At 60.0% G+C, this 23,702-nt stretch carries 14 protein-coding genes and 10 pseudogenes; 16 read left to right on the top strand and 8 right to left on the bottom strand.

Annotated features, from left to right (window positions below; translation table 11 throughout):
• The first annotated feature begins 9 nt into the window (after window positions 1–9).
• The 4 genes and pseudogenes from IVB24_RS39490 to IVB24_RS39470 all read left to right on the top strand — a co-directional run.
• Entirely contained in the window at window positions 10–432 is a 423-nt protein-coding gene (locus tag IVB24_RS39490; RefSeq protein WP_247285495.1) for a CopG family transcriptional regulator, read from the top strand.
• 446 nt (window positions 433–878) lie between these two features.
• Complete coding sequence (locus IVB24_RS39485; RefSeq protein ID WP_247285496.1) at window positions 879–1,184, top strand: hypothetical protein; 306 nt, start codon at window positions 879–881, stop codon at window positions 1,182–1,184.
• Window positions 1,185–1,862: 678 nt separating this feature from the next.
• Window positions 1,863–2,057: pseudogene (locus IVB24_RS39480) on the top strand (hypothetical protein); the annotation flags it as partial.
• Between the two features lie 855 nt (window positions 2,058–2,912).
• Window positions 2,913–3,014, top strand: a pseudogene (locus tag IVB24_RS39470) (IS21-like element helper ATPase IstB); the annotation flags it as partial.
• Here IVB24_RS39470 and IVB24_RS39465 read toward each other — a convergent pair.
• From IVB24_RS39465 to IVB24_RS39455, 3 genes and pseudogenes are all read right to left on the bottom strand, one after another.
• Window positions 3,013–3,105: pseudogene (locus tag IVB24_RS39465) on the bottom strand (ATP-binding protein); the annotation flags it as partial. The pseudogenes IVB24_RS39470 and IVB24_RS39465 sit on opposite strands and share 2 nt — an antisense overlap.
• Before the next feature lie 1,444 nt (window positions 3,106–4,549).
• Window positions 4,550–5,455 carry a hypothetical protein gene (locus tag IVB24_RS39460; protein ID WP_247774316.1) on the bottom strand — a complete coding sequence of 302 codons (906 nt, stop codon included), beginning with the start codon at window positions 5,453–5,455 and terminating at the stop codon, window positions 4,550–4,552.
• A gap of 265 nt (window positions 5,456–5,720) precedes the next feature.
• Window positions 5,721–5,867, bottom strand: a pseudogene (locus IVB24_RS39455) (IS3 family transposase); the annotation flags it as partial.
• A gap of 222 nt (window positions 5,868–6,089) precedes the next feature.
• On the opposite strand from IVB24_RS39455, the pseudogene IVB24_RS39450 reads away from it, so the two are divergent.
• Window positions 6,090–7,471: pseudogene (locus IVB24_RS39450) on the top strand (IS110 family transposase).
• Window positions 7,472–7,473: 2 nt separating this feature from the next.
• On the opposite strand, the pseudogene IVB24_RS39445 reads toward IVB24_RS39450, so the two are convergent.
• Window positions 7,474–7,683: pseudogene (locus IVB24_RS39445) on the bottom strand (transposase); the annotation flags it as partial.
• 413 nt (window positions 7,684–8,096) lie between these two features.
• On the opposite strand from IVB24_RS39445, the gene IVB24_RS39440 reads away from it, so the two are divergent.
• Window positions 8,097–8,513, top strand: a complete 417-nt coding sequence (locus IVB24_RS39440) for a hypothetical protein (RefSeq protein ID WP_247774315.1) — start codon at window positions 8,097–8,099, stop codon at window positions 8,511–8,513.
• A gap of 91 nt (window positions 8,514–8,604) precedes the next feature.
• Window positions 8,605–9,040, top strand: a pseudogene (locus tag IVB24_RS39435) (nitrilase-related carbon-nitrogen hydrolase); the annotation flags it as partial.
• A 179-nt stretch (window positions 9,041–9,219) separates the two neighbouring features.
• Here IVB24_RS39435 and IVB24_RS39430 read toward each other — a convergent pair.
• Together IVB24_RS39430 and IVB24_RS39425 are read right to left on the bottom strand one after the other, a co-directional pair.
• Window positions 9,220–10,074, bottom strand: coding sequence for a hypothetical protein (locus tag IVB24_RS39430; protein WP_247774314.1), 855 nt, complete (start codon window positions 10,072–10,074; stop codon window positions 9,220–9,222).
• 11 nt (window positions 10,075–10,085) lie between these two features.
• On the bottom strand, window positions 10,086–10,385 hold the full coding sequence (locus IVB24_RS39425) for a hypothetical protein (protein ID WP_247285503.1): 300 nt from the start codon (window positions 10,383–10,385) through the stop codon (window positions 10,086–10,088).
• 356 nt (window positions 10,386–10,741) lie between these two features.
• On the opposite strand from IVB24_RS39425, the gene IVB24_RS39420 reads away from it, so the two are divergent.
• From IVB24_RS39420 to IVB24_RS39405, 4 genes and pseudogenes are all read left to right on the top strand, one after another.
• Complete coding sequence (locus IVB24_RS39420; RefSeq protein WP_247360301.1) at window positions 10,742–11,983, top strand: hypothetical protein; 1,242 nt, start codon at window positions 10,742–10,744, stop codon at window positions 11,981–11,983.
• Window positions 11,984–12,186: 203 nt separating this feature from the next.
• Window positions 12,187–13,266 carry a hypothetical protein gene (locus tag IVB24_RS39415; protein ID WP_247360299.1) on the top strand — a complete coding sequence of 360 codons (1,080 nt, stop codon included), beginning with the start codon at window positions 12,187–12,189 and terminating at the stop codon, window positions 13,264–13,266.
• 1,097 nt (window positions 13,267–14,363) lie between these two features.
• Window positions 14,364–14,558, top strand: a pseudogene (locus tag IVB24_RS39410) (hypothetical protein); the annotation flags it as partial.
• A gap of 33 nt (window positions 14,559–14,591) precedes the next feature.
• On the top strand, window positions 14,592–14,987 hold the full coding sequence (locus tag IVB24_RS39405; RefSeq protein ID WP_247774418.1) for a winged helix-turn-helix domain-containing protein: 396 nt from the start codon (window positions 14,592–14,594) through the stop codon (window positions 14,985–14,987).
• 1,171 nt (window positions 14,988–16,158) lie between these two features.
• On the opposite strand, the pseudogene IVB24_RS39400 reads toward IVB24_RS39405, so the two are convergent.
• A pseudogene (locus tag IVB24_RS39400) lies at window positions 16,159–16,804 on the bottom strand (lactate dehydrogenase); the annotation flags it as partial.
• 120 nt (window positions 16,805–16,924) lie between these two features.
• The gene (locus tag IVB24_RS39395) at window positions 16,925–17,821 is read right to left on the bottom strand and encodes a LysR substrate-binding domain-containing protein (RefSeq protein WP_247403208.1); all 897 of its coding nucleotides are present in this window, start codon (window positions 17,819–17,821) and stop codon (window positions 16,925–16,927) included.
• A gap of 111 nt (window positions 17,822–17,932) precedes the next feature.
• On the opposite strand from IVB24_RS39395, the gene IVB24_RS39390 reads away from it, so the two are divergent.
• The 5 genes and pseudogenes from IVB24_RS39390 (at window position 17,933) to IVB24_RS39370 (ending at window position 23,673) form a co-directional block, all read left to right on the top strand.
• Window positions 17,933–18,682 carry a glucose 1-dehydrogenase gene (locus tag IVB24_RS39390; protein WP_018459026.1) on the top strand — a complete coding sequence of 250 codons (750 nt, stop codon included), beginning with the start codon at window positions 17,933–17,935 and terminating at the stop codon, window positions 18,680–18,682.
• Between the two features lie 23 nt (window positions 18,683–18,705).
• Complete coding sequence (locus IVB24_RS39385) at window positions 18,706–19,557, top strand: transketolase (RefSeq protein ID WP_247385128.1); 852 nt, start codon at window positions 18,706–18,708, stop codon at window positions 19,555–19,557.
• Window positions 19,554–20,564 (top strand): transketolase family protein, encoded by a 1,011-nt coding sequence (locus IVB24_RS39380; RefSeq protein WP_247403202.1) that lies wholly within the window; start codon window positions 19,554–19,556, stop codon window positions 20,562–20,564. Before IVB24_RS39385 ends, IVB24_RS39380 begins: the two co-directional genes overlap by 4 nt.
• 194 nt (window positions 20,565–20,758) lie before the next feature.
• Window positions 20,759–21,784 (top strand): annotated as a pseudogene (locus tag IVB24_RS39375) (TRAP transporter substrate-binding protein).
• Window positions 21,781–23,673 carry a TRAP transporter large permease subunit gene (locus IVB24_RS39370; RefSeq protein ID WP_247774313.1) on the top strand — a complete coding sequence of 631 codons (1,893 nt, stop codon included), beginning with the start codon at window positions 21,781–21,783 and terminating at the stop codon, window positions 23,671–23,673. Before IVB24_RS39375 ends, IVB24_RS39370 begins: the two are co-directional and overlap by 4 nt.
• The last annotated feature ends 29 nt before the right edge of the window (window positions 23,674–23,702 follow it).

Genomic DNA, 23,702 nt, shown 5'->3' with positions numbered 1-23,702 from the left:
CGAGGCAGCGTGAAAAAGGTCCAGCTCAGCATCTATCTCGATCCCGGAACGTTCAAAACGCTTGAGGCCTTCGCAAGCCGCGGTGGCCGGTCCAAGTCGCTGGTGGTCGAGGCCGCAATAGGTTCCTTCCTTTCTCCGGACGATTCCGATCGGCGCGAGGCTGTGATAGCAAAACGGCTGGATCGGATTGTGCGGGTGCTCGAGCGTCTTGAACGCAATGATGGCATCACGCTTGAGACCGTCGCGCTCTTCATCCGGTTCTGGCTGACCTCAACTCCGGCATTGCCGGAGCATTCGAGCCCTGCCGCCCGCGCCAAGGGCGGTGAGCGGTACGACCGCTTTGTCGAAGCGCTGGGACGACGACTTGCGAGCGGATCCAGCGTCCTGAAGGAGGTAAGCATCGACGTGCAAGCCTCCAAGAAGCCCGAATAGAAACTTCTCCGCGCAGAGTGCCTGTGACGGCTCCTTGGCGATCGAGCGCCGGGCCTAGGTGAGCCGAGCGGGCGCGCGCGAAGGCAGACCGACACAGAGTCGTGAAGCGCGGGGAGCTTTCTTGACGTCCCAGAAGGCCATCGCGAGTCGCCCCTAGCTGCCGCGCAGGAGGCTGAAAGATCCGGCTCATCTTGAGCCCGCCTCGTCTTTCTTTGGCTACGCCAGACTACGACGCCGATGTCGGCGCGATTGATGTCGTGGTCGGATTGACCCTTCTGTCGACGCATCATCGCTGGGCCGATTCATCTGTTTCGACCGGAAAGCCACGCCGCACGGATAGCGTGTGCCGTTTCGTGCGGTCGCAATTGAGGAGCTGAAGAAACAATGCAGATCGATGGTGAGGCTGAAGGTCAGGCCAGCTCGATTGGGAAAAGTTCCGATGGCAGGTGGAGCCGAGCTCGAACGAAGGTCTGCGAACCAAGAAGATCATCGTTCAGCTCTCCGAAAGCATCTTCGAGCGGCTTGAAGCCGCGACCGAACGCGCGGGAGCCGGCAAGAGCATGGTCGTCGACACGGCGCTTCAGCGTTTTCTGGCTCCTGCGCCAGCGGCCGAAGGGCTCATTCGTGAAACTCCGGACCGGTTCAGTGGTCAGATGGCAAGGCTCGAGCGCGAGGTCGCGATCGTTGCCGAGACAGTGGCCCTGCATGCGCGCTATCACCTCACCGTTACGGCGGCCAGCGACATTCCCTAGATGCATTCAGCAAAATACGAGGACTGGGACATGGTCATGACATGGCCACTCACAGACCAGGGCCTAATGGCGCGGGAGCCAACGCCGTGACCGACACCGCTCGCCAGCTCGGCGTGACGAAACTGACACAGGCGGGCCCATTGGCGTGCTTAGCAGCAGAAATATCGCCCTGTTCGCTTCCTATCCGGCGGCGGCTCGACTGCTTCGTGAGCCTGCTATAACCGGCGTGCCCTCGCTCGTGCTGACGGACCATGACCAGCTTCGCCCACGGCGCTTAAAGGAAATCTCAAAGAAAGAAAAACGATCGGACATAAACACCGGCGGTCTGTCTGGACCGGAACGCCCGCTGCGGCTGCCCCGGAGATGGATTCGCCGCGGGAAAATAGACACTCTGGCAAGTGGCGAGACATCGCACGGACATCGCGGCGAAAATCGTCAAAAAGAGCCGCTCCAGCGCTGAATACCATCACGGAGGCGGTTCCTCCAGCGCTGGCGTGGCGGAGCCAGACCAGCACAACTGTCCTGCTTCGACGGCATGGCGGCAACGTCTTGGACAATCAACAAGCAACGACGACTGTGGTGAAGTTCATACTCGACTTTGGAATCAGCTAGTAGTCTCTTTGAGGGGTTCACCGTGCTTTCTCTGCTACCATTCTTTGCGCCTTGCGGAGTCGCCAAGTGTTGGACGCAACGACCACTGCGCTTTTGCGTGCTGTTCTTGAGGAGGTTTGCGACAGTCTGCCTCGCAGCGAAACCGGCACTCGGGCCCATGTCGCTTCCAAGATCTTGGAGGCCGCCAACAAAGGTGAGATCACAGCGGAGCGCCTTCGGCAGGTCGCAATGCAAGCTCTTCGCTCCGCGCCAACCATGTGGGCGCTAGATACGGACAAGACCGATAGTGCTCATGTGAATTTCCAGGTCACGGTGTTGAAGATCCTTTTGAGCTACCCGAACGGCTTCGCATCCATGCCGGGACCTCAAGCGAGACATGGCCATTTTGGCCACGAGCGGTCCGGATTGGGCGGCACGCACCAAACGAATGGGCACCCGTGTGCCAGAGCTCGACCTTTTTACGCAGCAACTCGTCGAGCGAGTGAATCGAGGGTGGCGCATCACGGACAAGGGACGAGCGGTGCTCGAGCTGATGGAGCCGCGGCCGAGCACGGGCCAAGTCCAGCGAGAGGACCCGAGAGCTCCTGAGCTGCCATCGCCAGTGCCGGCACGATCCCTTTCTGTCGAACTACGCCGGCGCGAGCCCGAACGACTGGGGCGGCGCCGGTCCTCTAAGAGCCGATCGCGCGCACCGCACTCTCCGACTATGTAGGTGATCATGGCCGCGCCCCACAATCAGGTTGCCGAAGGAGGATTTTCGATGCCGTTGTGGCTTTCTTTTTATTGGAGAGCTGGAACGAGAAGTGCTGACATCTCAGCACATATCGGAGCACATATCGGGGAGAGGTGCTGTTGCTTCGATCAGCTCCAAGATCCCGGATGCGAGGTGCGCTGGACCTCGATTTTGACGCGTGAAGCGTCGGTCCTGTGTCCATCGTCCGGAACGGTGTCCCGACGTGTCCATAGCCGGTAGTCGCGAGGCTGACCCATCTGCCGCTCTCGGTGCGGTCGTCCAGCTTCAGGTAATCGCCCGCCGCTTCCGCTGCGATGCCGTCCTATGCGTGCGGGCGCCAGAGAGGTATGCCGTTCTTCGACAGAGGCCTGATAGCCGCGTCGCAGCGCGTTGTCGGCGATCTGCTCACCACCGACATCAGCGAGAAGCAGGCAAGATCGATCAAGTACCAGCTCAGCATCGCTAAGCTTCCGCTCGCCAACAACGGGCACCATCGCGGATACAGCTTGTGGCGATAGCGATAGCCAGATGGGTCTTGCCGGTACCGGCGCCGCCCACCAAAACGGCATTCCGCTGCGTTAGCAGTCGGGCGCATGCGCTGGAATCAGCCGAAGAAAGGGGGCCAAACGCGAGATTTCAGCGTGAATGCGCTGAGAGTTGCATCAATCGACATCGGTATAATACTACAATAGAGCTAGACGTCCGAAAGGCGCATGGTCAAGTGTTGGGTACGAAATGCTCCGATCGGAAGCCGAGACGACACACTCAGGTGAGAAGCGAGATTGTTCGTTCCATTGCGTGCTGAGTTCATCGGGCAAGGGCGACCAAAATTGTCGCTCTCCAAGAGATTAAGTCCGGCGAGGCTCGATCGTGGTCACAGACACTGCAAAAGACGGGGCCCGTCGTGTCCCATTCAATCCTCCGCTTGAAGCAAAATACATGTCCGTTGACGGCAGCCTCGGCGGCAAGCTGTCTCGTGCTGAACACGGGCGAAAGTGGCGCCTTACTCGAGCACGTCCCGCCGACACTCAACCAGTTCTTTTTGATCTTCACACCAACCTCAGCGGTACGCCCGGTTTACCGACTCTGCAAGGGAGCATGGGTTCAGGGTTCCAAAATGGAAGTTGACTACGTGTGCAAGCTGCCGAGCTTCGCTCGGCATATGTAAGACACTACCTTATGATTGTGGCAACCCGCATCGATGTGGACCCGGACCCACTCGGTAACACATGGGATGAGACGGTCCTGCCTTCAGCGTGGAAGTTCGTTGAGATAGTCTATAGTTCGCGTTCATCACTAGAACTTCGTCGAGTGCACGGCCATTGACTGGGTGGGCTGAATAGCCGATCCGGGCGAGGCGGAGATTGGCGTGCATCACGACCTCTTGCACGCGACGCCTCCAACCCAATTCTTTCGTTGTCCGCGAAAGCGTCGCTTGTGCCTTCAAATTGACCAGCGAGGCGAAGCATCAGATTCAACCTTAGTTCGCGCACGAGGAGACTTGCGGCTCGCGCACGGCTCGGCCGATGTCGCCGCAACCGCCGGAAATCACGGTGATGCGTCCTGAGAGACCGAGGCCGTTCATGCCGTCGCCTTTCTGTCTGTCGCGCCGGCGACGATGGCGCAATCCGCGCCCAGCGCAAGTCCCCCATTCCTCCGCCCAAGCTTGGGAAGCCTAGTCATTTCGAATTTCACGGTCCTCCGGCAACCACGCACGAACCCGCGGAGATTGATGCCACCGTCGCGATGGAGATCGATAGGGTAAATGATCGGCGCTGATGCCTCTTCAAGGTTGTCCGCAAGGGCTCGGGATCCAGAATGTCACCTTGGCTGAGAAGTTCCTCTCTTTGCGGTCTGCGGTAGATCGGGTAGGACATGGTTGACCTCCTGATTCACTCACAATGGGAAGATGGGACCTTGAGCCTCCTTTTTGGTTCAGATGCGAGGAATTCCGCACCTTAGGCAACGCCAGGACTGCAAGCAGCCCACCGAGTTTCTACGGCAACGAACATCTTAGAGATTAGTGGGACTCTCCGCGCTTCTCGCCTTGTGGAGATGACTGCACGTTTGGCTGTGGGGACGATGATGTTCCCGTCTGTGGCTCAGAGGTAGGAGATGGTGATATCTGTGTCGGCGGCGCTGGCTCCGCTTTCGTGTGTGGCGATCCAGCCGGAGGAGGAAGCAGCGGGGAAGAGGCGGGAGGAGCCTGCGTCTGCGAACTGTGCGACGGCGTCGAAGTTTCAGCTTTGCCTTCCTGCTTGTGCTCGTCTTTCCCGGGCGGCACGGGAATACCAAGCCTTAGCATTAGTCCTGTGGTCAGCACGGTGTTCTGCTCGGTCAGTTTGTTCACCACCGACGTGTGGTCGTGGTGCAACGCGGTGTACTCTTTTTCGAGCGATTCCACCCTCCACATCAAAAGGTAGATGATGATCACTGCGCCGAGTATGAGCGCGGTCAGTGGCGTCCTCGCGGCCGCAAGAGCCCGATTAAATCCATGCCCACCTGCGCCCCCACCATGCCCACCTGCGCCGCCGGCAAGTCCCCCTTGCCCTGGCGAGACGTGCGCTTGCAAGGCTACGTTGCCATTCACGGTGTCGTTGAACGCCTCCGGCGCACTGAATTCGAGCACCGTCCAGAACATCTCGCTTAATAGCTCTTCCCCGCCGATGACGAGTAGTAACAGTTCGATGGAGCCATACCGCACGCCGCGTACTTCGATGCGGACGTCCCTCCAACTCCGATCCACACGAGAAATCTTCTGCGCGAGCTTTGTCCCGAACTCTTGAATGAGCGCCCGTTCATTGTCATCGGGTGCGGGAGATCGAGTCGGGCTGCTGCTCTGCCAATAGTTGGTCCAAAAATCTTTCTTTGTTGCACTGGGAGATGTGCTCGGCAGTGACAGGCGTACTACGGCCGTCCTCTGCATGTTACCCCCTCTGCTCAATCAGACTGCCATGGTCGGCGCACGGGCATCATTGCGACAAATTAAGAAGACGGCCCCGCTATTAGAGCAACGCTGGGCCGCAAGTGAAAAGCGTGATCCCACTTCACACATCGCAATGTGTCCAAGGAGCGCATTCTAGCGTGACGACCCAACATTGCATAGCGCGATTGTGAAGCAACTCACACCTCTTGGTAGAAAGCCTCTTGACTACCCCGGCGGTGACGGCATGCTTTGCTCGCCCAAGTCTCATGGGACGCGGCAGGTAATAAATGCTGCCGCGGCTGATCTGCAAAACTTCCGCTTGCTTGGTGATCGACAGATCGTGCTCGCGGTCGATCATCGCTTTGCGCTCAGCAATCCCGCCTTGGTGAGCGCGCCTTCTAAAAAACTGGTCTCAGCGCTGCTCGCTCCCTGTGGGATAGAAACGCATTGCCGCTAGACTGCGGCCGGAAGGGAGCGGCCGATATGATTTTGGTGGCATGTGACCCCGCTAGAAAACCTGGTCCATGGGCTGTTGCGTACGTGAGAGTGGTGACGCCGTCCCGGCGATCCCGTCTAGGAATATGAATAAATTGCGCAGCCCAGCCCTTCCGCCGTGTCAGCAGGAGGATTGGAGATGAACCGCAACAAATCGAAATCCAGGGCCGACCGCACGATGCCCATGGTGCACCCGAACGCGGCTGCCATCGACATTGGCGCGACCATGCACATGGCTGCCGTCAGGGCAGATCGCGCACCTGAGCCAGTACGCAGCTTTGGTACCTTCACGGCTGATCTGCATCGGCTGGTCGACTGGTTTCAGAATGCGGCGTCGAGACCGCCGTCATGGAATCGACCAGTGTCTACTGGATCCCGATCTTCGAGCTTCTCGATGCACGGGGGTTCACTGTGTTTCTTGTCAACGCGCGCGATGCCAAGCACGTGCCGGGGCGCAAGACCGATGTCAGCGACGCGCAGTGGCTGCAGCGGCTCCATTCGTTCGGGTTGCTGCGAGCCAGCTTTCGACCCAAAGGGCAGATTGCCGAACTGCGAGCCTACGTGCGTCAGCGGGAGCTTCTGCTGGAGTACGCGGCTTCACACATCCAGCATATGCAGAAAGCATTGACTGAGATGAATCTTCAACTCCACCACGTTGTGGCCGACATCACCGGTGCGACCGGCCTGGGCATCATTCGCGCGATCCTTGCCGGCGAGCGCGACCCTGAGGCGCTGGCGTGCTTACGCCATTACAGCTGCCACTCCAGCGCCGAGGCGATCGCGAAGGCGCTCACCGGTAGCTACCGTGCCGAGCATCTGTTATGCGCTCGATCAGGCACTCGCCCTTTACGACGCCTATCGCGAGAAGGCATCAGCCTGCGATGTCCGGATCGAAGCTGTGTTGAAGGAACTCAGCACCCACAGGGGTCGTGATCATGGATCAGCACCGCCAGTCTCGCGGCGTCGGAACAGAACCGATCAGGCGAACGCTCTGGCTTTCGACATGCGGGCGGCGCTGTTCGTGTTGCTCGGAAAGGACATCACTATGATCGACGGCCTCGGCCCTTACCTTTCGCTGAAGTTGATCGCGGAATGCGGCGACGACCTTACCTCATGGCCAAGTGCAAAGCATTTTACCTCCTGGCTGGGGTTGGCTCCGAGCAATAAGATCTCCGGCGGCAAAGTGCTCTCGTCACGAACGCGCCGATCCGGCGGTCGGGCCGCGGCTCTTCTGCGCCTCGCTGCCGTCACCGTCGGACGCACTGACACCGCGCTCGGCGCCTTTTACAGGCGCCTCTCGTCCCGCATCGGCAAGGCCAAGGCGGTGACCGCCACGGCCCGCAAGATCGCAGTCCTATTCTACAACGCGGTGCGACACGGAATGGAGTATGTCGATCCGGGGGCTCATCCTACGAGACGCGCTACCGCACGCGGGTCGTCAACAATCTGCATCGGCGTGCCAAGGCATTCGGGTTTGTTCTCCAGCCCGTGGAGCCGAAAGCTGGTGCTGCCGTTTCTTAGGAATCGTTCTCCAGCGTCAGCTCTCCGATCTTGGCGTGCAGCGACTTTACGTCGATCGCAGGCGCGGCGGGCGCAGCACTGCCAGGTCAAAAACCTCCGCACGCGCCGCCTTCCAATTGGGCCTTCCAGGCCGTGATCTGATTGGGGTGGACGTCGAACTGCTGGGCCAGTTGAGCGATCGTCCGGTCGCCCTTGACGGCGGCAAGCGCCACCTTCGCCGGCGTTAAAGCCGGACCGTTGTCTTTCGATCACCAGGCCGCCGAATCCTTATGAGCACGCACTAATATCTATCTCGCTGTGCAGAACAATTTTCCAACGATTCAATGATTTAACGGATTTGCTGGAAAACAGGAAAGCGCGCGTGGTATAACCGTGGCGTTGTTAAACCTTTACCGGGCTTTGCCCCACGCCGTTTTTGGAATACAACGTAGTCGACAGTGGTGAAATCAATACCTTCCTCGCCGGATGTTCTCAGAACCAGGCCACAGCGCGACTGCTGGCTATTTGTCTGGAACGCGCGTTGCGCAATGGGCCGGACGGTCTTCAGCCTCTCGAAAAATAAGATCCTGACGCACCGGGCTGGCTGCGCGAGAAGTTCGCGTCCGGCGTTAGGTTTCATCGCTTCGTGCCGAATGCCGCGCTCGAGGCGAGTGTGCGCCACGTTGCCGACTGGATCGAAGCTGCGCGGGTGAACAACGAAGAATGGCTGCAGCGCTGCGACGAGCAAGGCCGTCCGCTGAAGCTCCTTAAGATCGGCTCGCTCGCGCAGGCGATCGCTGAAGCCGACAAGGCGATGCGGCGGTTCGCTTTCAATGCGGCGGCCGCGCCCCATATCGACGGCGAGGGCGAAGAATCGGTGATGACGTTCGCCGACGGCAGCCGGATCGTGCGTCTTTTGACGCCGGCGGCGCTCGATCGCGAAAGCGCGATGATGGGTCATTGCGTCGGGCAGGGCGCGTATGACGCGGCCGTCAAAGACCGTAGCCGGATCATCTACTCGCTGCGCGACGCAAAGAACAAAGCGCATGTCACTTTGACGTGAAGGCGGACGGCAACGAGCTTCTGCAGTGCAAGGGCAAGGAGAACAGGCCGCCGGTCCCACGCTACATGCCGCAGGTCCGCGCGTCCATCGAACGCTCTCCATGTACGAGCCCTTTGCGTACGCGCTTGGCTGGGAGACCAACAATGCCGTCAGCAAGATTTATGCGGTCGAAAGGATCCTGTTTCGTGCTGGCGCCTTGCGCCGTTATCTCCCGGGAGATGGTCGAGGAGATGTGCGATACAGAGGACAAGCGCAACCTGGTGCATGAGGGCGGCGGACATGCCGTAATCTACGGTCCTGACGGCAGTCCGCTCGCGGAGAAGTTGCCTGAAACCAGCGTAGGGATCGTCTATGCCACTATCGATCTTGCCGCGATCGGCATAGCGAAGAACGCGGCTGACCCTGCGGGGCATTACTCCCGCCCCGACGTCGTTCGGTTGTTGTTAAATAACAAGCCGGCGAAGAGGGTGGAGCACTTCTCGCTTCCGCACGATGTTTTTGCGCCCGACCTGAACGGTGCGGAGTGAAGCGACGACCGGAAGTCGCTTCGAGGAGCGCGTGCACCGGGAGGGCTGTACCCGCGGACATTTGCCGCTAGCGCCGCGCTACTCGGTCAAAACGGGCATGAGCGGAAGTATAAGCGATGTCCGCTTTGCTCCCCGCGGCGATGCTGCTGCAGTCAACTGCGGCTAATAAACTGGCGCCTCTAGGGCCCAGGCCTGCGCGCGAGGGTCGATCCCAGTTGGGTATTGATGTGCTGGTAAAACGAGATTTGGGACGGGGCGAAGCCATTGGGACCCGTTGGCCCGAAGGTAAGCAGCAGCTCATGTGTGCGGGAGCGATTCAGGTTCAGGATCGGCGTTCCGCTGCCGGACAGCGGAATAAGCTTGAATTGAGGGGTTACGCCGCCGCTGGAGACAACCACGAACTTCAGATCGTAACTGTAAACGTCGATCTTTTCAGGCTTCTTCGCACCCTGCGGCTTTGATGAATGGAGCAGATCGGCAGCCTTTACGTGGTCCTCCAAAAAACGCGCTATACCCAAATCCGACTTCACGAGAAGTGAGCTGGCGTCTCGTTCGATAGGCCACGCCTGCTCGTCGCACATGTCTTTGTTCTTGCCGGGGCCCGCAATGCTGCCGACACTCCAGTAGGAGTAGGCTGTATCCGTTCGTGTTGCAGTCGATGAAAGCTCTCCCGAAAGGCCTACGCTCCAGCTCCTACCGATCGAGAGGCCCGATTCCGATCCGTTCGTAAGCGTACGATTATAAGTCAGGTTCGGCGTGAAGCCCGAGCTTTCCACAACGCTAAGGGTCAACTGCAACTGAATGCCATAGTCTGGCGGTATCGGCGGTCCGAATCCGGTTGGAGTTTGATTGACCCTGCGTATCCCCTTGATGGTTTCGCACAGAATATTGCGCTTTATCTTAAGCACCATGTCGGGGCCGACATCTTGCGCCTCCCACGCTTCTGTGAGCGTAGGCGGGACAAGGCCGCAGCCGGCGAGGGGGATCGTCAGGAGCAGCGCTGCCGTGCACACCCTCAAGGACAAACTTAGCATTATGGCATGCCTCAGTCTGGCAGCTTGAGGTTCGGCTCATCAGGCCGCAGCTGCTTGAGTAGATCGGTCGCATCCCCGTGCGGGACCGAGGTGATCGTTACCTCAAAACCGGGGCCCGCCTTCTTGACGTGCAAATTGGCCTGATCGCCGGCTTTGTCCGCTAAACCGGGAAGCAGCTCGCCGGGCACTTCCTCAAGGATGAACTTGTAGTCGGCGCCGACCCTCTCGATACGGATCGCATCGATGCGGGGGTAGCACAGGTTTCCCCACAAGACTTCATTGGCGGCGCAGGGTGGAGGATGAGGGGCCATATCCGTCTCCCGATAAAAGTTTTTCCTCGCAATAGATTTTCGTCGCAACCGATACGATCGGGCCGTAATGCCGTCTTGGCAAGTCTGAGTAGCAGGAGCCTTGACGAAAAATGTCGAGTTGTATCCGGGGGGCCACACCAGGCAAGCGCGTTCAAAAGCGAACCGGGCTGCGGTGCGTCGTTGCCATAAAAGGGCTCGATCGTTTTCGCGCCAATTTTGCGGTGCTGGGCTAGGCTGCCGCACGAGCTTGCCTTACCCTCCGAGCAAGTCTAGCTTACTGCAAGCTTTAGTAGAACGCAATTTGATGCGGTGACGCGCCGCGGGGCCTGCACCGTGAAATTCAATGGGAGCGGCACGTGCGCTCTTTTTTAAATCGTAGGCCGGGTGGCTTCTTTTGGACCATCGTCCTTCAGCTGGTGACCTGTGTGCTTCCTGGCGTTGCGGCCTCGGCCGATGCTCCCGGCAAGCCGGCGTTGACGGTTATTCTAGAGCGCAATGAAATTCTCGCCGGCCAGACGATGAGCTTCAACGTGTGGATCGAGAATGCGACCGAGGCCAGGATAATCGATGCGGGTCTCAGCTTGTTTGGGCCGACCTTCTTGAAAGTCGGCACCCTCGACACAAGCGGCGTGTGCTCCACAAAAGACACTATAGTTCTCGGCAGCGTTGAGCCCGGTTCGACGCTGGTGCGGAACAAATTGTGCCTGAAGGCAGATTCCAGCATCGAAGAGCGTGACGAGAATCTGGGGTTCGGTCTCAGCTATTCACTTCAGAACGTGAAGGACAACAAAACGACTGCCGGCGCGCTTGTTGCGGAAAAGAAGTTGAGCATCGGCCTATTCGGAACGGAAAGCGTTGGCGGTGTTTCGCTGCGTCTTGCGTCGTACATCATTCCCGGCACGCTTTTCTTGATGATTTTGCGATTATTCGCTCCCAAATGGAAAGTAGAACTCGGTGCGACGGAGTCCGTCACACTCAGCATTTTTATCTCGGTTCTCTTGTTCCTTCTGGCGGCGCTTGGATTTCCTTCCTTGCAGCTGCGTTTCGCAGGGATCGGATCAAGTGTAAGTGCGATTGCGTTTCTCGCGCTCTGTGGCGCTGCGATCGCGCTTGCTTTCATTGCAGCCGTCGTTTTGCAAGGTTTGTCATTTATAGCCAGTCAATGGCGCAAAGCCCGCGTTGTCCAGGAAACTGACAGTCCCGGCAGAATGCTCCGGAAAGCTTTGCGCGCTGCCGGGGGCAACTTCGAGCCCGTCATGATGATCCAGGGCGATAAGCAGTTTTTCGGTTCGCTTGCAGTGCCCACGTACGACGGCGGCAAGATTTTGCTCGGATGGTTTAAGCTCAAGATATCCGACGAGACGAAGCGATCGAAAGCGGAGGAATTGGTCAGAAAGAACAAGTTCGTCAAACTCATGAGAAAAGCTGCCTGGTGGAAGATTCAGCCGGAAATGGATGATCCGGTCAAGGAACCGGACGACGCTGGCGGTCTCAAAGCAACGAATACGATTGGTAAGTACTTCGATGAGAAGGCCGTGCGTTTGGCGGTCATGCGAGATGAGCTTAAAGAGAGCAAACCTGTCATCGTGACCAAATGATGCGGCTGGGACCGGCCTTGCGGCCGGCCCCAGGAGATAGTTGCCGCCTTGCTCGCCTTGTGTGGCAAGCAGTGGCGGCATCTTTGGGCACGTAGCCCAGCTGTACAGCGTTGTGAGAATATCGCGCCAAGGGCGAGAAGACAAACGGTAAACGGTCAATAGAAGGTGGTCACCCCCGATGCGGCGCTTGCGAGGAATTTGAAATGGCGCGCGTGGTTTATTGTGTTTTTGACGTTCATCTCTGGTCGCAGCCGTTCGTTGGGGCCGATTTCGATCCAAGGGTCCATTTCCTTTGGTCCGCTTCTGATTTCCGCCAGATGCGCACCCGCGGCACCAAGATCGAACTTGCGAACCTGGTCCTGCTTCCTCTGAATAATGAACTCGATCTGCGACGGAATCACCTTTGGCCGCGCTATCAGACGGTCGCTAGCAATGTACCAGGAAGTATAACTCCGTTTGGAGAAGCCAGCGATTTTGTGTGGCCGGTACGCTGCAGGCCCAAGAATCTCGATTTAACGCTAAATGGAGCCGTGTGGAACACGAACCGGAAAGTGCGGTCGACGATCTGGCTTTGGCCGTTCGGGTGGTCGTCCCTGCTCGAGATGGACCTTCCTGCAGGCGATGAGTTTGACGACCTGCTGGATATTGGAATCAAGCTCCGTCAGAAAGATCCTGCTCCTCTGCTCCTGAAGGGGAAGGCGGTCGGGGTGTCCGGCGCGCTTGCCCATCTGGCTCAGCTCGTCAAGCAGGATCTGTGCACGCCGGCCGCTCAAGGAAAGGCAATGGAATCTACTCGCCTTCCGCGCTACGTCGTGTGCGCCATTGAATTGCAGAAAGGATTTCAAGTTCGCCGCAACATCTCCATGGCGGATCGAATGTCGCTGATCGGGGCTGTGCGCGGACAGGAGCTCGACCTGAGCAAGTTTCTCAGCAATCCTCCCTTATTCACGCCGCTCGGTGATGGCAATTTTGCTGTCACCGACTTTGATGCGGGAACAGCAATCGTTCAGCGGCATCGGCAGGACCGGGAGGGCAGCCTGGAAGGCAATCATTGCTTCTACGTCAATACGCGGAATTTTTTCTCCATCTTTCTCACCCTTCATCGGTTGATCGCCTACCTGACCGTGAAATCGAAGGGAGACGCAAGGGCGGCGGCTGCCGCATCGGTGCTCGCGTCCTTGCCTGCCGAATATCGAAACAGGCTCTGCTCGGACTTCGCCGCGAAATATGCGCCGCAGCCGACTGTTCCAGTTGTTGCAGGTAATAACCCCGCGGCTCCTTGAGGGCACGTTCGCGACGCATGGGTAGTGCTTCAGCGCGAAGCGTTTTTCAAGCGGCATGGGCACCGAACTTGATCTTGGGCCGCGAGCCATCGATTCCTTCCCGGACATGGCGCATGGACTTTATCCCGTCGCTCGTTCTTCTTACCGCGCGTGAGCTCGTTAACCTTGGCTTTCGCGACAGGGACCCGTCTGCCCGTAAGCCTCACCCGCGCGAGGGATCGTTACCAGCAACCGCCGAGACTTAATGCGCTGGGCAGGCGAGCGAAGGAAGATTGAGGTTGGCTACCTACTCAGACTCGCCGTGCGCTACGCGAAGCAGTTCGCGTAGGCGCTCCCGGTTGAGCGTATCCTCGTACGGGAGACCGATTGAGTGCGCCGAGGCTCTTGCAGCGACTTCGCTTGCGATCTCTTCGAGCCTGTCGACGGGAATGGGATCGACATCTCCCGTGATGCCGCGTTGTGACAAGCGTCCCGGACAATCCTGGCGAACTCGCGTTCGCGGGCCTGATTAACGTAGCGCTCGGCCATGGCGGTCATCCGCCCGCCGAGTGCGCTGAGAAGCACGTGCTCGGGCTTGGTTCCGGCGTGAGCTCGTTATCGCAGAAGATGCATTTCGGCATTGGCCTTTCCGTGGGATAACCGGCGGTGCCCTCGCTCGTGCTGACGGACCATGACCAGCTTCGCCCACGGCGCTTAAAGGAAATCTCAAAGAAAGAAAAACGATCGGACATAAACACCGGCGGTCTGTCTGGACCGGAACGCCCGCTGCGGCTGCCCCGGAGATGGATTCGCCGCGGGAAAATAGACACTCTGGCAAGTGGCGAGACATCGCACGGACATCGCGGCGAAAATCGTCAAAAAGAGCCGCTCCAGCGCTGAATACCATCACGGAGGCGGTTCCTCCAGCGCTGGCGTGGCGGAGCCAGACCAGCACAACTGTCCTGCTTCGACGGCATGGCGGCAACGTCTTGGACAATCAACAAGCAACGACGACTGTGGTGAAGTTCATACTCGACTTTGGAATCAGCTAGTAGTCTCTTTGAGGGGTTCACCGTGCTTTCTCTGCTACCATTCTTTGCGCCTTGCGGAGTCGCCAAGTGTTGGACGCAACGACCACTGCGCTTTTGCGTGCTGTTCTTGAGGAGGTTTGCGACAGTCTGCCTCGCAGCGAAACCGGCACTCGGGCCCATGTCGCTTCCAAGATCTTGGAGGCCGCCAACAAAGGTGAGATCACAGCGGAGCGCCTTCGGCAGGTCGCAATGCAAGCTCTTCGCTCCGCGCCAACCATGTGGGCGCTAGATACGGACAAGACCGATAGTGCTCATGTGAATTTCCAGGTCACGGTGTTGAAGATCCTTTTGAGCTACCCGAACGGCTTCGCATCCATGCCGGACCTCAAGCGAGACATGGCCATTTTGGCCACGAGCGGTCCGGATTGGGCGGCACGCACCAAACGAATGGGCACCCGTGTGCCAGAGCTCGACCTTTTTACGCAGCAACTCGTCGAGCGAGTGAATCGAGGGTGGCGCATCACGGACAAGGGACGAGCGGTGCTCGAGCTGATGGAGCCGCGCCCTAGTACGCACCAACTCCAACCAGAGGACACGAGAGCTCCTGAGCTGCCATCGCCAGTGCCGGCAGGATCTCTTCCTGTCGAACTACGCCGGCGTGAGCCCGAACGACTGGGGCGGCGCCGGTCCTCCAGACTCACTGATGGCTAACGACGTCGGCGCAAGGATGCTGGACTCTCACGATCTCCGCCGGCGGATGGCCCGCCGGATCTGATTGACCAAATAAGTGCCCCAAATGATCATCATCGCGCCGACACGTTCCGTGCACTTGCGCTCAAGGTACGTTGACCGGCGGCATGGCCGCAGTCGGGCGCAACACGAATTGCTCTTGCTGCTGCCCGCGCGCTGCCAGGATGATTGCAAAAACCACGAGGAAAATCAGAGACCGAGTCATGACCAAGAATTACTTCAGAATCCATATCGCAATTGTGAAACCCCTCACACCCGGGCCAAACGACGCGCGTCGCGCGCATAATATCGCGCCGCTCTTCAGGTCCCGTTTGCTGAGCCGAAAGCAATAACGATTATTCGTGCCGCAACACGGCCGAGTAGCCTTGTGTGGTGCTCAAAAAATGCATTTTCGAGGCGCAACAGCCGGAAATCTGTGCAAAATCAGGATAAGAACTGACGGCGCGGGCGCAGGAAAGGTCTGTTGCTATCCAGGACCCCAACCAGGGGCGCTCATGCGCAAACCATTGTGCTTCCGGCGCGCTCCTAGCGCTAACTGCCGCGGGACTATACTCCTATGTTCGAGCCTCTTCGCGTTATTATGAAGCTTAAGTAATTTAAGACCTCGCTTTGCCTCTGAGGTCAAAGGCAATAATTCTCTTTCGACTGCCGACTTGCCAGCGTGGCCGGCTTGATGTCGCTCGCAAACAGCTCTTCGGCTTCTTTTCTGACGAAATGATTTGAAGGCGCCGCTGAGCGGTGTGATCTTTGATGCTTTGGAGCAAGCGACAAACAAAGCGCGTGCGTTTCGAACGAGAGCATTGGGTCACCCTTTTGGGTGTAAATGGAAAATGGTGGCGCGATTGCGTTCTCGTTGAGATTTCCGAAACTGGCGCCCGCCTACGCGTTGACGGGTCTCCAGACGTGCTCAAATCACGACATTTTTTCTTGCTACTTTCCCGAACTGGATTGGCGTTTCGCCGGTGCGAATTGGTCATGCTAGATGGCTCGGAAGCGGACGTTCAGTTTGTAGTCCGTAGCATTGCTGGTTTGAGCACTCCTAGGATCGGCGGACTGTGACGAGGGGGAACTGCAAGCGAGCACGCCATCGCTTGAAGAAAACGCGCTGGAGCAGGCAGCTAACATCCTGCCGGTAGGAGTCCGCCGTCTGCCACGAGCCGTTCGCGGGGTCGCGGAAAACGGCGCTGGCGAGTTCAGCGACGACGTTGTCGCAGTCCCGTGCAGAAGCTCGGCGATGTGGTCGATGTCGATGCAGCCGCGCTCGTTGAGGACGACCGCGAGCGCGTCTGCCGCGCTGGTGATTTCCGGGCCGCCGCCGGCGCGATCACCGATCGGCCCGGCCTTCGCGGTGTTCGTCTCGAGGTCGTAGTCCTCGATCGAGGCGACGAGCCAGCAGTCCAGGTCGTCGAGGAAGGGCTGGATGTTCGGCCGGCGGTGCGTCTCGCGCACCTCGACGATCTCTTCATCCTCCACCATGGAGACGGTGGTGAAGTTGATCGGGCCGAAGTCGCGGGCGAAGTTCGACTAGGCGATGCGCAGCCTGACCTGGGCGTTCTTCTACGGTGGTCGAGCTCCTGCGCCTTCAACACCTCGCGCAGGGCGTCGCGGACCGGGATCGGCTTCCGGATGATGCGCACATGCTTTTCCGGGATGCCCTCGGCGCTGCGGCCGTTGCGCGCTTTCACCACGACGGGCTCGCCGTCGACGACCTGCATAAATCCGTGGGCCTTGTCGAAGAAGTAGCTGCCCTCGCGCACGTGGCGATCGGCAGGCCAATCGACTCCGATGCATCGCGGGCTTCTTAAAGGTCGGGAGCGCTTCGGTACTCGTCGATCGCTATAAAACGTATAAACGTAAACAGTTCGGATCGAGTTCGGCGCCGATTCTCTGCGATCACGTTAGCTCGGTGGTACCGCGCCTTCGCCACCGAGTTGCGCCATGAACCAATCTGCGAAGGCTCGTACCGCCGATCTCTGTCGGCTGGCGCGCGGGTAGATCAGGCGGTGACCAACGTAGCGGATATCGTTAGCGCGTCCTGCCAGCGGAGCGACCAATCGTCCGCTCGCCAGTTCGCGCTCGGCCAGGAGGGTCGATTCCAGCGCTACGCCCAACCCCTCGACAGCCGTAGCAATCGCAAGAAAGCTCCGGTCGAATCTCATGCCGTGAAGCGCAGGTGCTTCCAAGCCATTTGCGGTGAACCATTGGTGCCACTGCACCCGCTTGACGTCGGAGCGGATGAGCGTCTGATCGAGCAGATCGGCAGCCTTTCGTATCGATTTTGCGAGCGAAGGCGAGCAGAGCGGCGTGACCGTCTCCTCCGGCAGAGGAACAATTTCGACACCTTCCGCGCGCGGCGGACCGTAGACGATGTCGATATCGAAATCATCATTGCTGAAGCGTGCGTAGTCGGTGTTTGCAGCCAGTCGAACTTCGAGCTTCGGGTAGGCGGCGAGAAACTGCGCAAGCCGTGGCGCCAGCCATTGCGCGGCAAAGCTGGGCGCGGAATGGACGCGCACCAATTGTGGCCCGCGCGCGGCGACTTCCTCGAGGCCGCGACGGAGCTGGTCGAACGCTGCTCCCGTGTGGCGCATCAGATTCTCGCCGGCCGGCGTGAGCCGCACAGACCGCGAACTGCGCTCGAACAGAACGGTTCGAAGCGTGCCTTCCAGCTTGCGGATCGCGTGACTGACGGCGCTTGGCGTCAGGTGAAGCTCATTCGCCGCATCGCGAAACGATCCAGTGCGGGCGGCTGCTTCGAAGGCGCGAATTGCCGATATGGGGATATTCGACAGCATCCCATAAGTGAACCAGATTCATCGGTCCGTGACAACTGCGCGCTTGTCCGTTGATCCTCCGCGGGTCATTCCTGGCCTTGCCAAGGAAGAATAAATTCGTGGGAGGAACTGATGCTGCTCAGCGGTAAGACGGCCATCATTTCGGGCGCGGCCTCGCCGCGCGGGATCGGGCTTGCCACCGCCCGGCGGTTCGCCGGCGAGGGCGCTCGGGTCGCCATTCTGGACATTGACGCTGACGCTGCCGCGGAGGCTGCGACCTCGCTTGGAAAGTCGCACATTGGGCTACGGTGCGACGTCGCAGATAAATCATCCTGCGAGCAGGCGGTCGCCCGCGTGATCGAAGCCTTCGGCGCCATCGATGTCCTGATCAACAATGCCGGCATCACCCAACCCGTCAAGTTCCTGGACATTTCGCCCGCCGATTGGGATCGCATTCAGGACGTCAATCTCAAGGGTATTTTGTTCCTCTCCCAGGCCGTGATCCCGCATATGCGCGCCCGGAAATCCGGATCGATTGCATGCATGTCGTCGGTCTCGGCCCAGCGCGGCGGTGGAATTTTTGGCGGCCCGCACTACTCCGCGGCGAAAGCCGGTGTGCTTGGTCTTGCCAAGGCGATGGCCCGTGAGTTTGGCCCGGATGGCATTCGCGTCAACTGCGTCACGCCCGGTCTGATCGGCACCGATATCACCGCGGGCAAGCTGACCGACGAGATGAGGGTGAAGATCCTGGAAGGCATTCCGCTCAACCGTCTCGGCACGGCGGAAGACGTTGCCGGCATCTACACCTTCCTGGCCTCGGATCTTTCCGCTTACGTGACCGGCGCCGTAATCGACGTCAACGGCGGCATGCTGATCCACTGAGCCGGCAAGACGAGGTCAGATCGATGGAAACCACGACCAACACGCTTGCGAACACCCCCAAGCTGGCCGACCGCGCCTACAACATTCGCCGCAATGCGCTGCGCATGGGTGAAGTCCAGGGCCAGGGCTATATTGCACAGGCGCTCGACATCTCTGACGTTCTCGCCGTCGCCTATTTTCATGCGATGCGCTATCGGCCGGAAGATCCGTCCTGGGAAGGACGCGACCGCTTCCTTCTCTCAAACGGGCACTACGCCATCGCGCTCTACGCGGCTTTGATCGAGGCGGGGATTGTCCCCGAGGAAGAACTCGAAACTTATGGCAGCGACGAGAGCCGCCTGCCGATGTCGGGCATGGCGTCTTACACGCCGGGAATGGAAATGTCGGGCGGCTCGCTCGGACTTGGACTCAGCATTGCTGTCGGCATCGGCCTTGGGCTCAGGCGCAAGAAATCCGAGGCGCGGGTGTACACCTTGTTCTCGGACGGCGAGCTTGATGAAGGCTCGGTCTGGGAGGCCATCCAGTCGGCAGGCCACTACAAGCTCGACAATGTGATCGGCATCGTCGACGTCAACAATCAGCAGGCGGACGGTCCTTCCACGCAGGTCATGGCGTTCGAGCCGCTGGTCGACAAGCTTCAGGCGTTCGGCTGGTTCGTGCAGCGCGTCAACGGCAACGATCTCAATGCCGTGGTTGCCGCCTTCGACGCGGCCAAATCCCATCCCGAACTCAAGCCGCGGATGATCGTCGCTGACACGCTGATGGGGAAGGGTGTTCCCTTCCTCGAGCAGCGCGAGAAGAGCCATTTCATCCGCGTCGAGCCGCACGAATGGCAGCTCGCGCTTGCCGCGCTGGAAGCCGGGAGGCAGGCATGAAGACCGTCAGATCAGCACCGCAGCCGGGCAAGCCGCGCCTGACCACCTCGGCCATGATTGCATCGATCGCGGCCGAGGGGCAGAAGACGAAGCCAGCGCCCTTTGGACACGCGCTCGTCGAACTCGCGCGCCACCGCCCCGAGGTGGTCGGCATGACGGCCGATCTCGGCAAATACACCGATATGCACATCTTCGCAAAGGAGTTCCCGGACCGCTATTATCAGATGGGCATGGCCGAGCAGCTCCTGTTCGGCGCAGCATCCGGCCTTGCCGCAGAAGGCTTCATGCCATTCGCGACAACCTACGCGGTGTTCGCATCGCGGCGGGCTTACGACTTCATACATCAGACCATTGCGGAGGAAGACCGCAACGTGAAGATCGTCTGCGCATTGCCGGGCCTGACCTCGGGCTACGGCCCGAGTCATCAGGCCGCGGAGGACCTCGCGCTGTTTCGCGCCATGCCGAACATGACGGTCATCGATCCCTGCGATGCCCACGAAATCGAGCAGCTGGTGCCTGCCATCGCGGCGCATCAGCGACCGGTCTACATGCGCCTGCTGCGCGGCCAGGTGCCGGTCGTGCTGGACGAATATGATTACAAGTTCGAGCTCGGCAAGGCCAAGCTGATCCGCGACGGGAAGGACGCCCTGGTCATCTCATCCGGCATCATGACCATGCGTGCGCTCGAAGCCGCGCAAACCTTGAGGGGCGACAGTGTCGATATCGCGGTGCTGCATGTTCCAACCATCAAGCCGCTGGATGCCGACACGATCTTGCGTGAAGCCGGCAAGCCGGGCCGCCTTGTCGTCGTTGCCGAGAACCACACAACGATTGGCGGTCTTGGCGAGGCGGTTGCCGCACTTCTGATGCGTTCAGGCGTCCATCCGCCTTTCCGCCAGATCGCATTGCCAGACGAATTTCTTGACGCCGGCGCGCTTCCGACACTGCACGACCGCTACGGGATTTCCACCGCAGAGGTCGCACGGCAGATCAAACAGTGGCTTTAGTGCACCGGCGCTAAGCGCCAACCCAGCCAAGCCCGAGTGAAGAGCTATGCCCGTCGCATGTTGCGGCGGCGAGCGATGGCTCTTGCACCAAATGCCGGCGGTCGAGAGTCGGTGAACGAAGAGCCCGGAAGGCTGCACGCCAGCGTGCGCTGATGCAGCGGGCAGCAACGTCAATGATGGACCAGGAGGAAAACATGACAGTATCGAAGCCCGGAAGCATCAGCCGCCGTTCGCTGTTGATGGCGGCCACGGCCGTACCACTCTGCGGGATTCTGACCCGTCCGGCGTCTGCCGCCGAGTTCGTCTACAAGTTCGCGACCGGACAGGATCCAACCCATCCGGTGAATATTCGGGCGCAGTAGGCGATCGACCGTATCCGCGAAGCCACAAGCGGCCGGCTGGAGATCAGGCTGTTCCCGGCCAATCAGCTCGGCTCCGACACCGAGCTCCTGACCCAGGTTCGCAGCGGCGGCGTCGAGTTGTTCAATCAATCGTCCTCGATCCTTGCCACGCTGGTGCCCAGCGCGGGCATCGTGAACACCGGCTTCGCGTTCGCCGACTATGACAGCGTATGGAAGGCGATGGACGGCGACCTCGGCGCCTTTATCCGGGCGCAGATTGCCAAGACGCCGATCATGGCGGTGTCGAAGGCCTGGGACAACGGTTTTCGTCAGGTGACCTCGTCCGGCCGCGAGGTGCGAACGCCGGATGATCTGAAGAATTTCCAGATCCGTGTTCCGCCCGCGCCGCTGCTGACCTCACTGTTCAAGGCGCTCGGAGCCCGGCCGACGCCGATCAACTTCAACGAGGTCTATTCCGCGTTGCAGACCAAGGTCGTCGACGGCCAGGAGAATCCGCTGCCGATTATCGCGACCGCGCGTCTTTATGAAGTGCAGAGCACGTGCAGCCTGACCGGGCACGTCTGGGACGGCTACTGGATCCTCGGCAACAAGCGCGCCGTCGAGCGCCTGCCGAAGGACGTGCAGGAGATCGTGACGCGCGAGCTCGACCGCTCTGCCGTCGATCAGCGCGCCGATATCGCAAAGCTCAGCCAATCGCTGCGAACCGATCTCTCGGCCAAGGGTCTCAAGTTCATCGACGTCGATCGTGCCGCCTTCCGCCAGGCGTTGTCCAAGACCAGCTTCTACGCCGACTGGAAGAGCAAGTTTGGCGAGGAGGCGTGGTCCCAGCTCGAAAAAGCCGCGGGTCAGCTATCATGACCAGCGTGAGCCATACGCCGCACGCAGATGCCGGTATGGCGGCCGGCGCGTCTCAAGCAGGCTCGAGCAGTTGGACAGTGAAAGCGAATACGGTGCTCGGCCACGTCGCCGCAGTACCCGCGGCGTTACTCGTGCTGGCCGAGATCGCGGTGCTGTCCGCTGGCATCGTAGCCAGATACGTGTTCCATTCGCCGATCGTCTGGTCGGATGAGCTTGCCGGCATCCTCTTCCTCTGGCTCGCCATGTTTGGATCAGTGATTGCGTTCCAGCGCGGCGAGCATATGCGGATGACCGCAATCGTCGGGATTCTCGGGACGGAAGTTCGCGCGTTCCTGGATGTCATAGCGGCTGCGACGTCGCTGGCATTTCTCGTGCTCGTCGTTTGGCCGGCCTATGAATTCGCCGCCGACGAGGCCTTCGTCACGACCCCGGCGCTCGAGATCGTCAACACCTGGCGTGCCGCAGCGCTGCCGATCGGGATCGGGCTGATGCTGGTCGCAGCCGTCCTCCGGCTCATCCGCATCGCGAACCTGCGCAGCTTGCTGACTTCTCTGGCGATCGTCGCAGGCATCATCGCGCTATTCGTTCTGCTCGCGCCGGTGTTGAAGCCGCTCGGCAATCTGAATCTTCTGATCTTCTTCGTTTTCGTGGTCGGCGCGATGGTTTTTGCGGCCGTGCCGATCGCGTTCGCATTTGGCCTCGCCACGGTCGGCTATCTCGCCCTGACAACCAGCACGCCCGACGTGGTGATGATCGGACGGATGGATGAGGGCATGAGCCACCTGATCCTGCTTGCCGTGCCTCTCTTCGTCTTTCTCGGCCTTCTGATCGAGATGACGGGTATGGCGCGCGCCATGGTCAGCTTCCTGGCGAGCCTTCTCGGTCACGTCCGCGGCGGGCTGCACTACGTGCTCGTCGGGGCGATGTATCTGGTCTCCGGCATCTCCGGTTCCAAGGCGGCGGACATGGCTGCGGTGGCTCCGGTGCTGTTTCCCGAGATGCGGCAGCGTGGGGCCAAGCCCGGCGATCTCGTTGCGCTCCTGGCCGCGACGGGGGCGCAGACCGAAACGATTCCGCCGTCACTGGTTCTGATCACGATCGGCTCGGTGACGGGCGTGTCGATCTCGGCACTGTTCACCGGAGGATTGCTCCCCGGCGTGGTGCTCGCGGTCATGCTCGCCGCCGTCGTTAGGTGGCGATACCGCCGCGAGGATCTGTCTCACGTCAAACGAGCCACAGGGCGGCAGATTGGCCGGGCTTTCGTGATTGCAATTTCCGCCATCGCACTGCCATTCGTGATCCGGACTGCCGTCGTTGAAGGCATTGCGACGGCAACGGAGGTCTCGACCATCGGGATCCTCTATTCGGCCTGCGCGGGTCTCTTCATCTACCGGCAGTTCGACTGGCGCCGCATCTATCCGATGCTGGTCGAGACGGCCTCGCTGTCGGGGGCGATCCTGCTCATCATCGGCGCGGCGACGGGCATGGCCTGGGCGCTGACCCAGTCGGGATTTTCTGCCTCTCTTGCAAAGTTCATGACCAGCCTTCCCGGCGGCGTCCCTGTCTTCCTCGCGGTAACGATCGTGACCTTCGTGATCCTGGGCAGCGTGCTGGAAGGGATCCCGGCCATCGTTTTGTTCGGCCCGCTCCTGTTCCCCATCGCGCGGCAGGTGGGGGTACACGACGTCCACTACGCGATGGTGATCGTTCTCGCGATGGGAATCGGGCTGTTCGCGCCACCCTTCGGCGTCGGTTACTACGCGGCCTGCGCGATCAGCCGGATCAACCCGGACGAGGGAATGAAGCCGATCGTGGGCTACATGATCGCGCTCTTGATCGGCACCCTGATCGTCGCAGCCGTGCCCTGGCTATCGATCGGCTTCCTTTGAGCCTCGGCGGAATGCCTCGCGGGACAAAA

It is taken from the genome of Bradyrhizobium sp. 192, assembly GCF_023100965.1.
In the GTDB taxonomy this organism is placed as follows: domain Bacteria; phylum Pseudomonadota; class Alphaproteobacteria; order Rhizobiales; family Xanthobacteraceae; genus Bradyrhizobium; species Bradyrhizobium symbiodeficiens.
The sequence above is the reverse complement of the archived record's forward strand: the minus strand, read 5'-3'. Positions and strand labels throughout refer to the sequence as shown.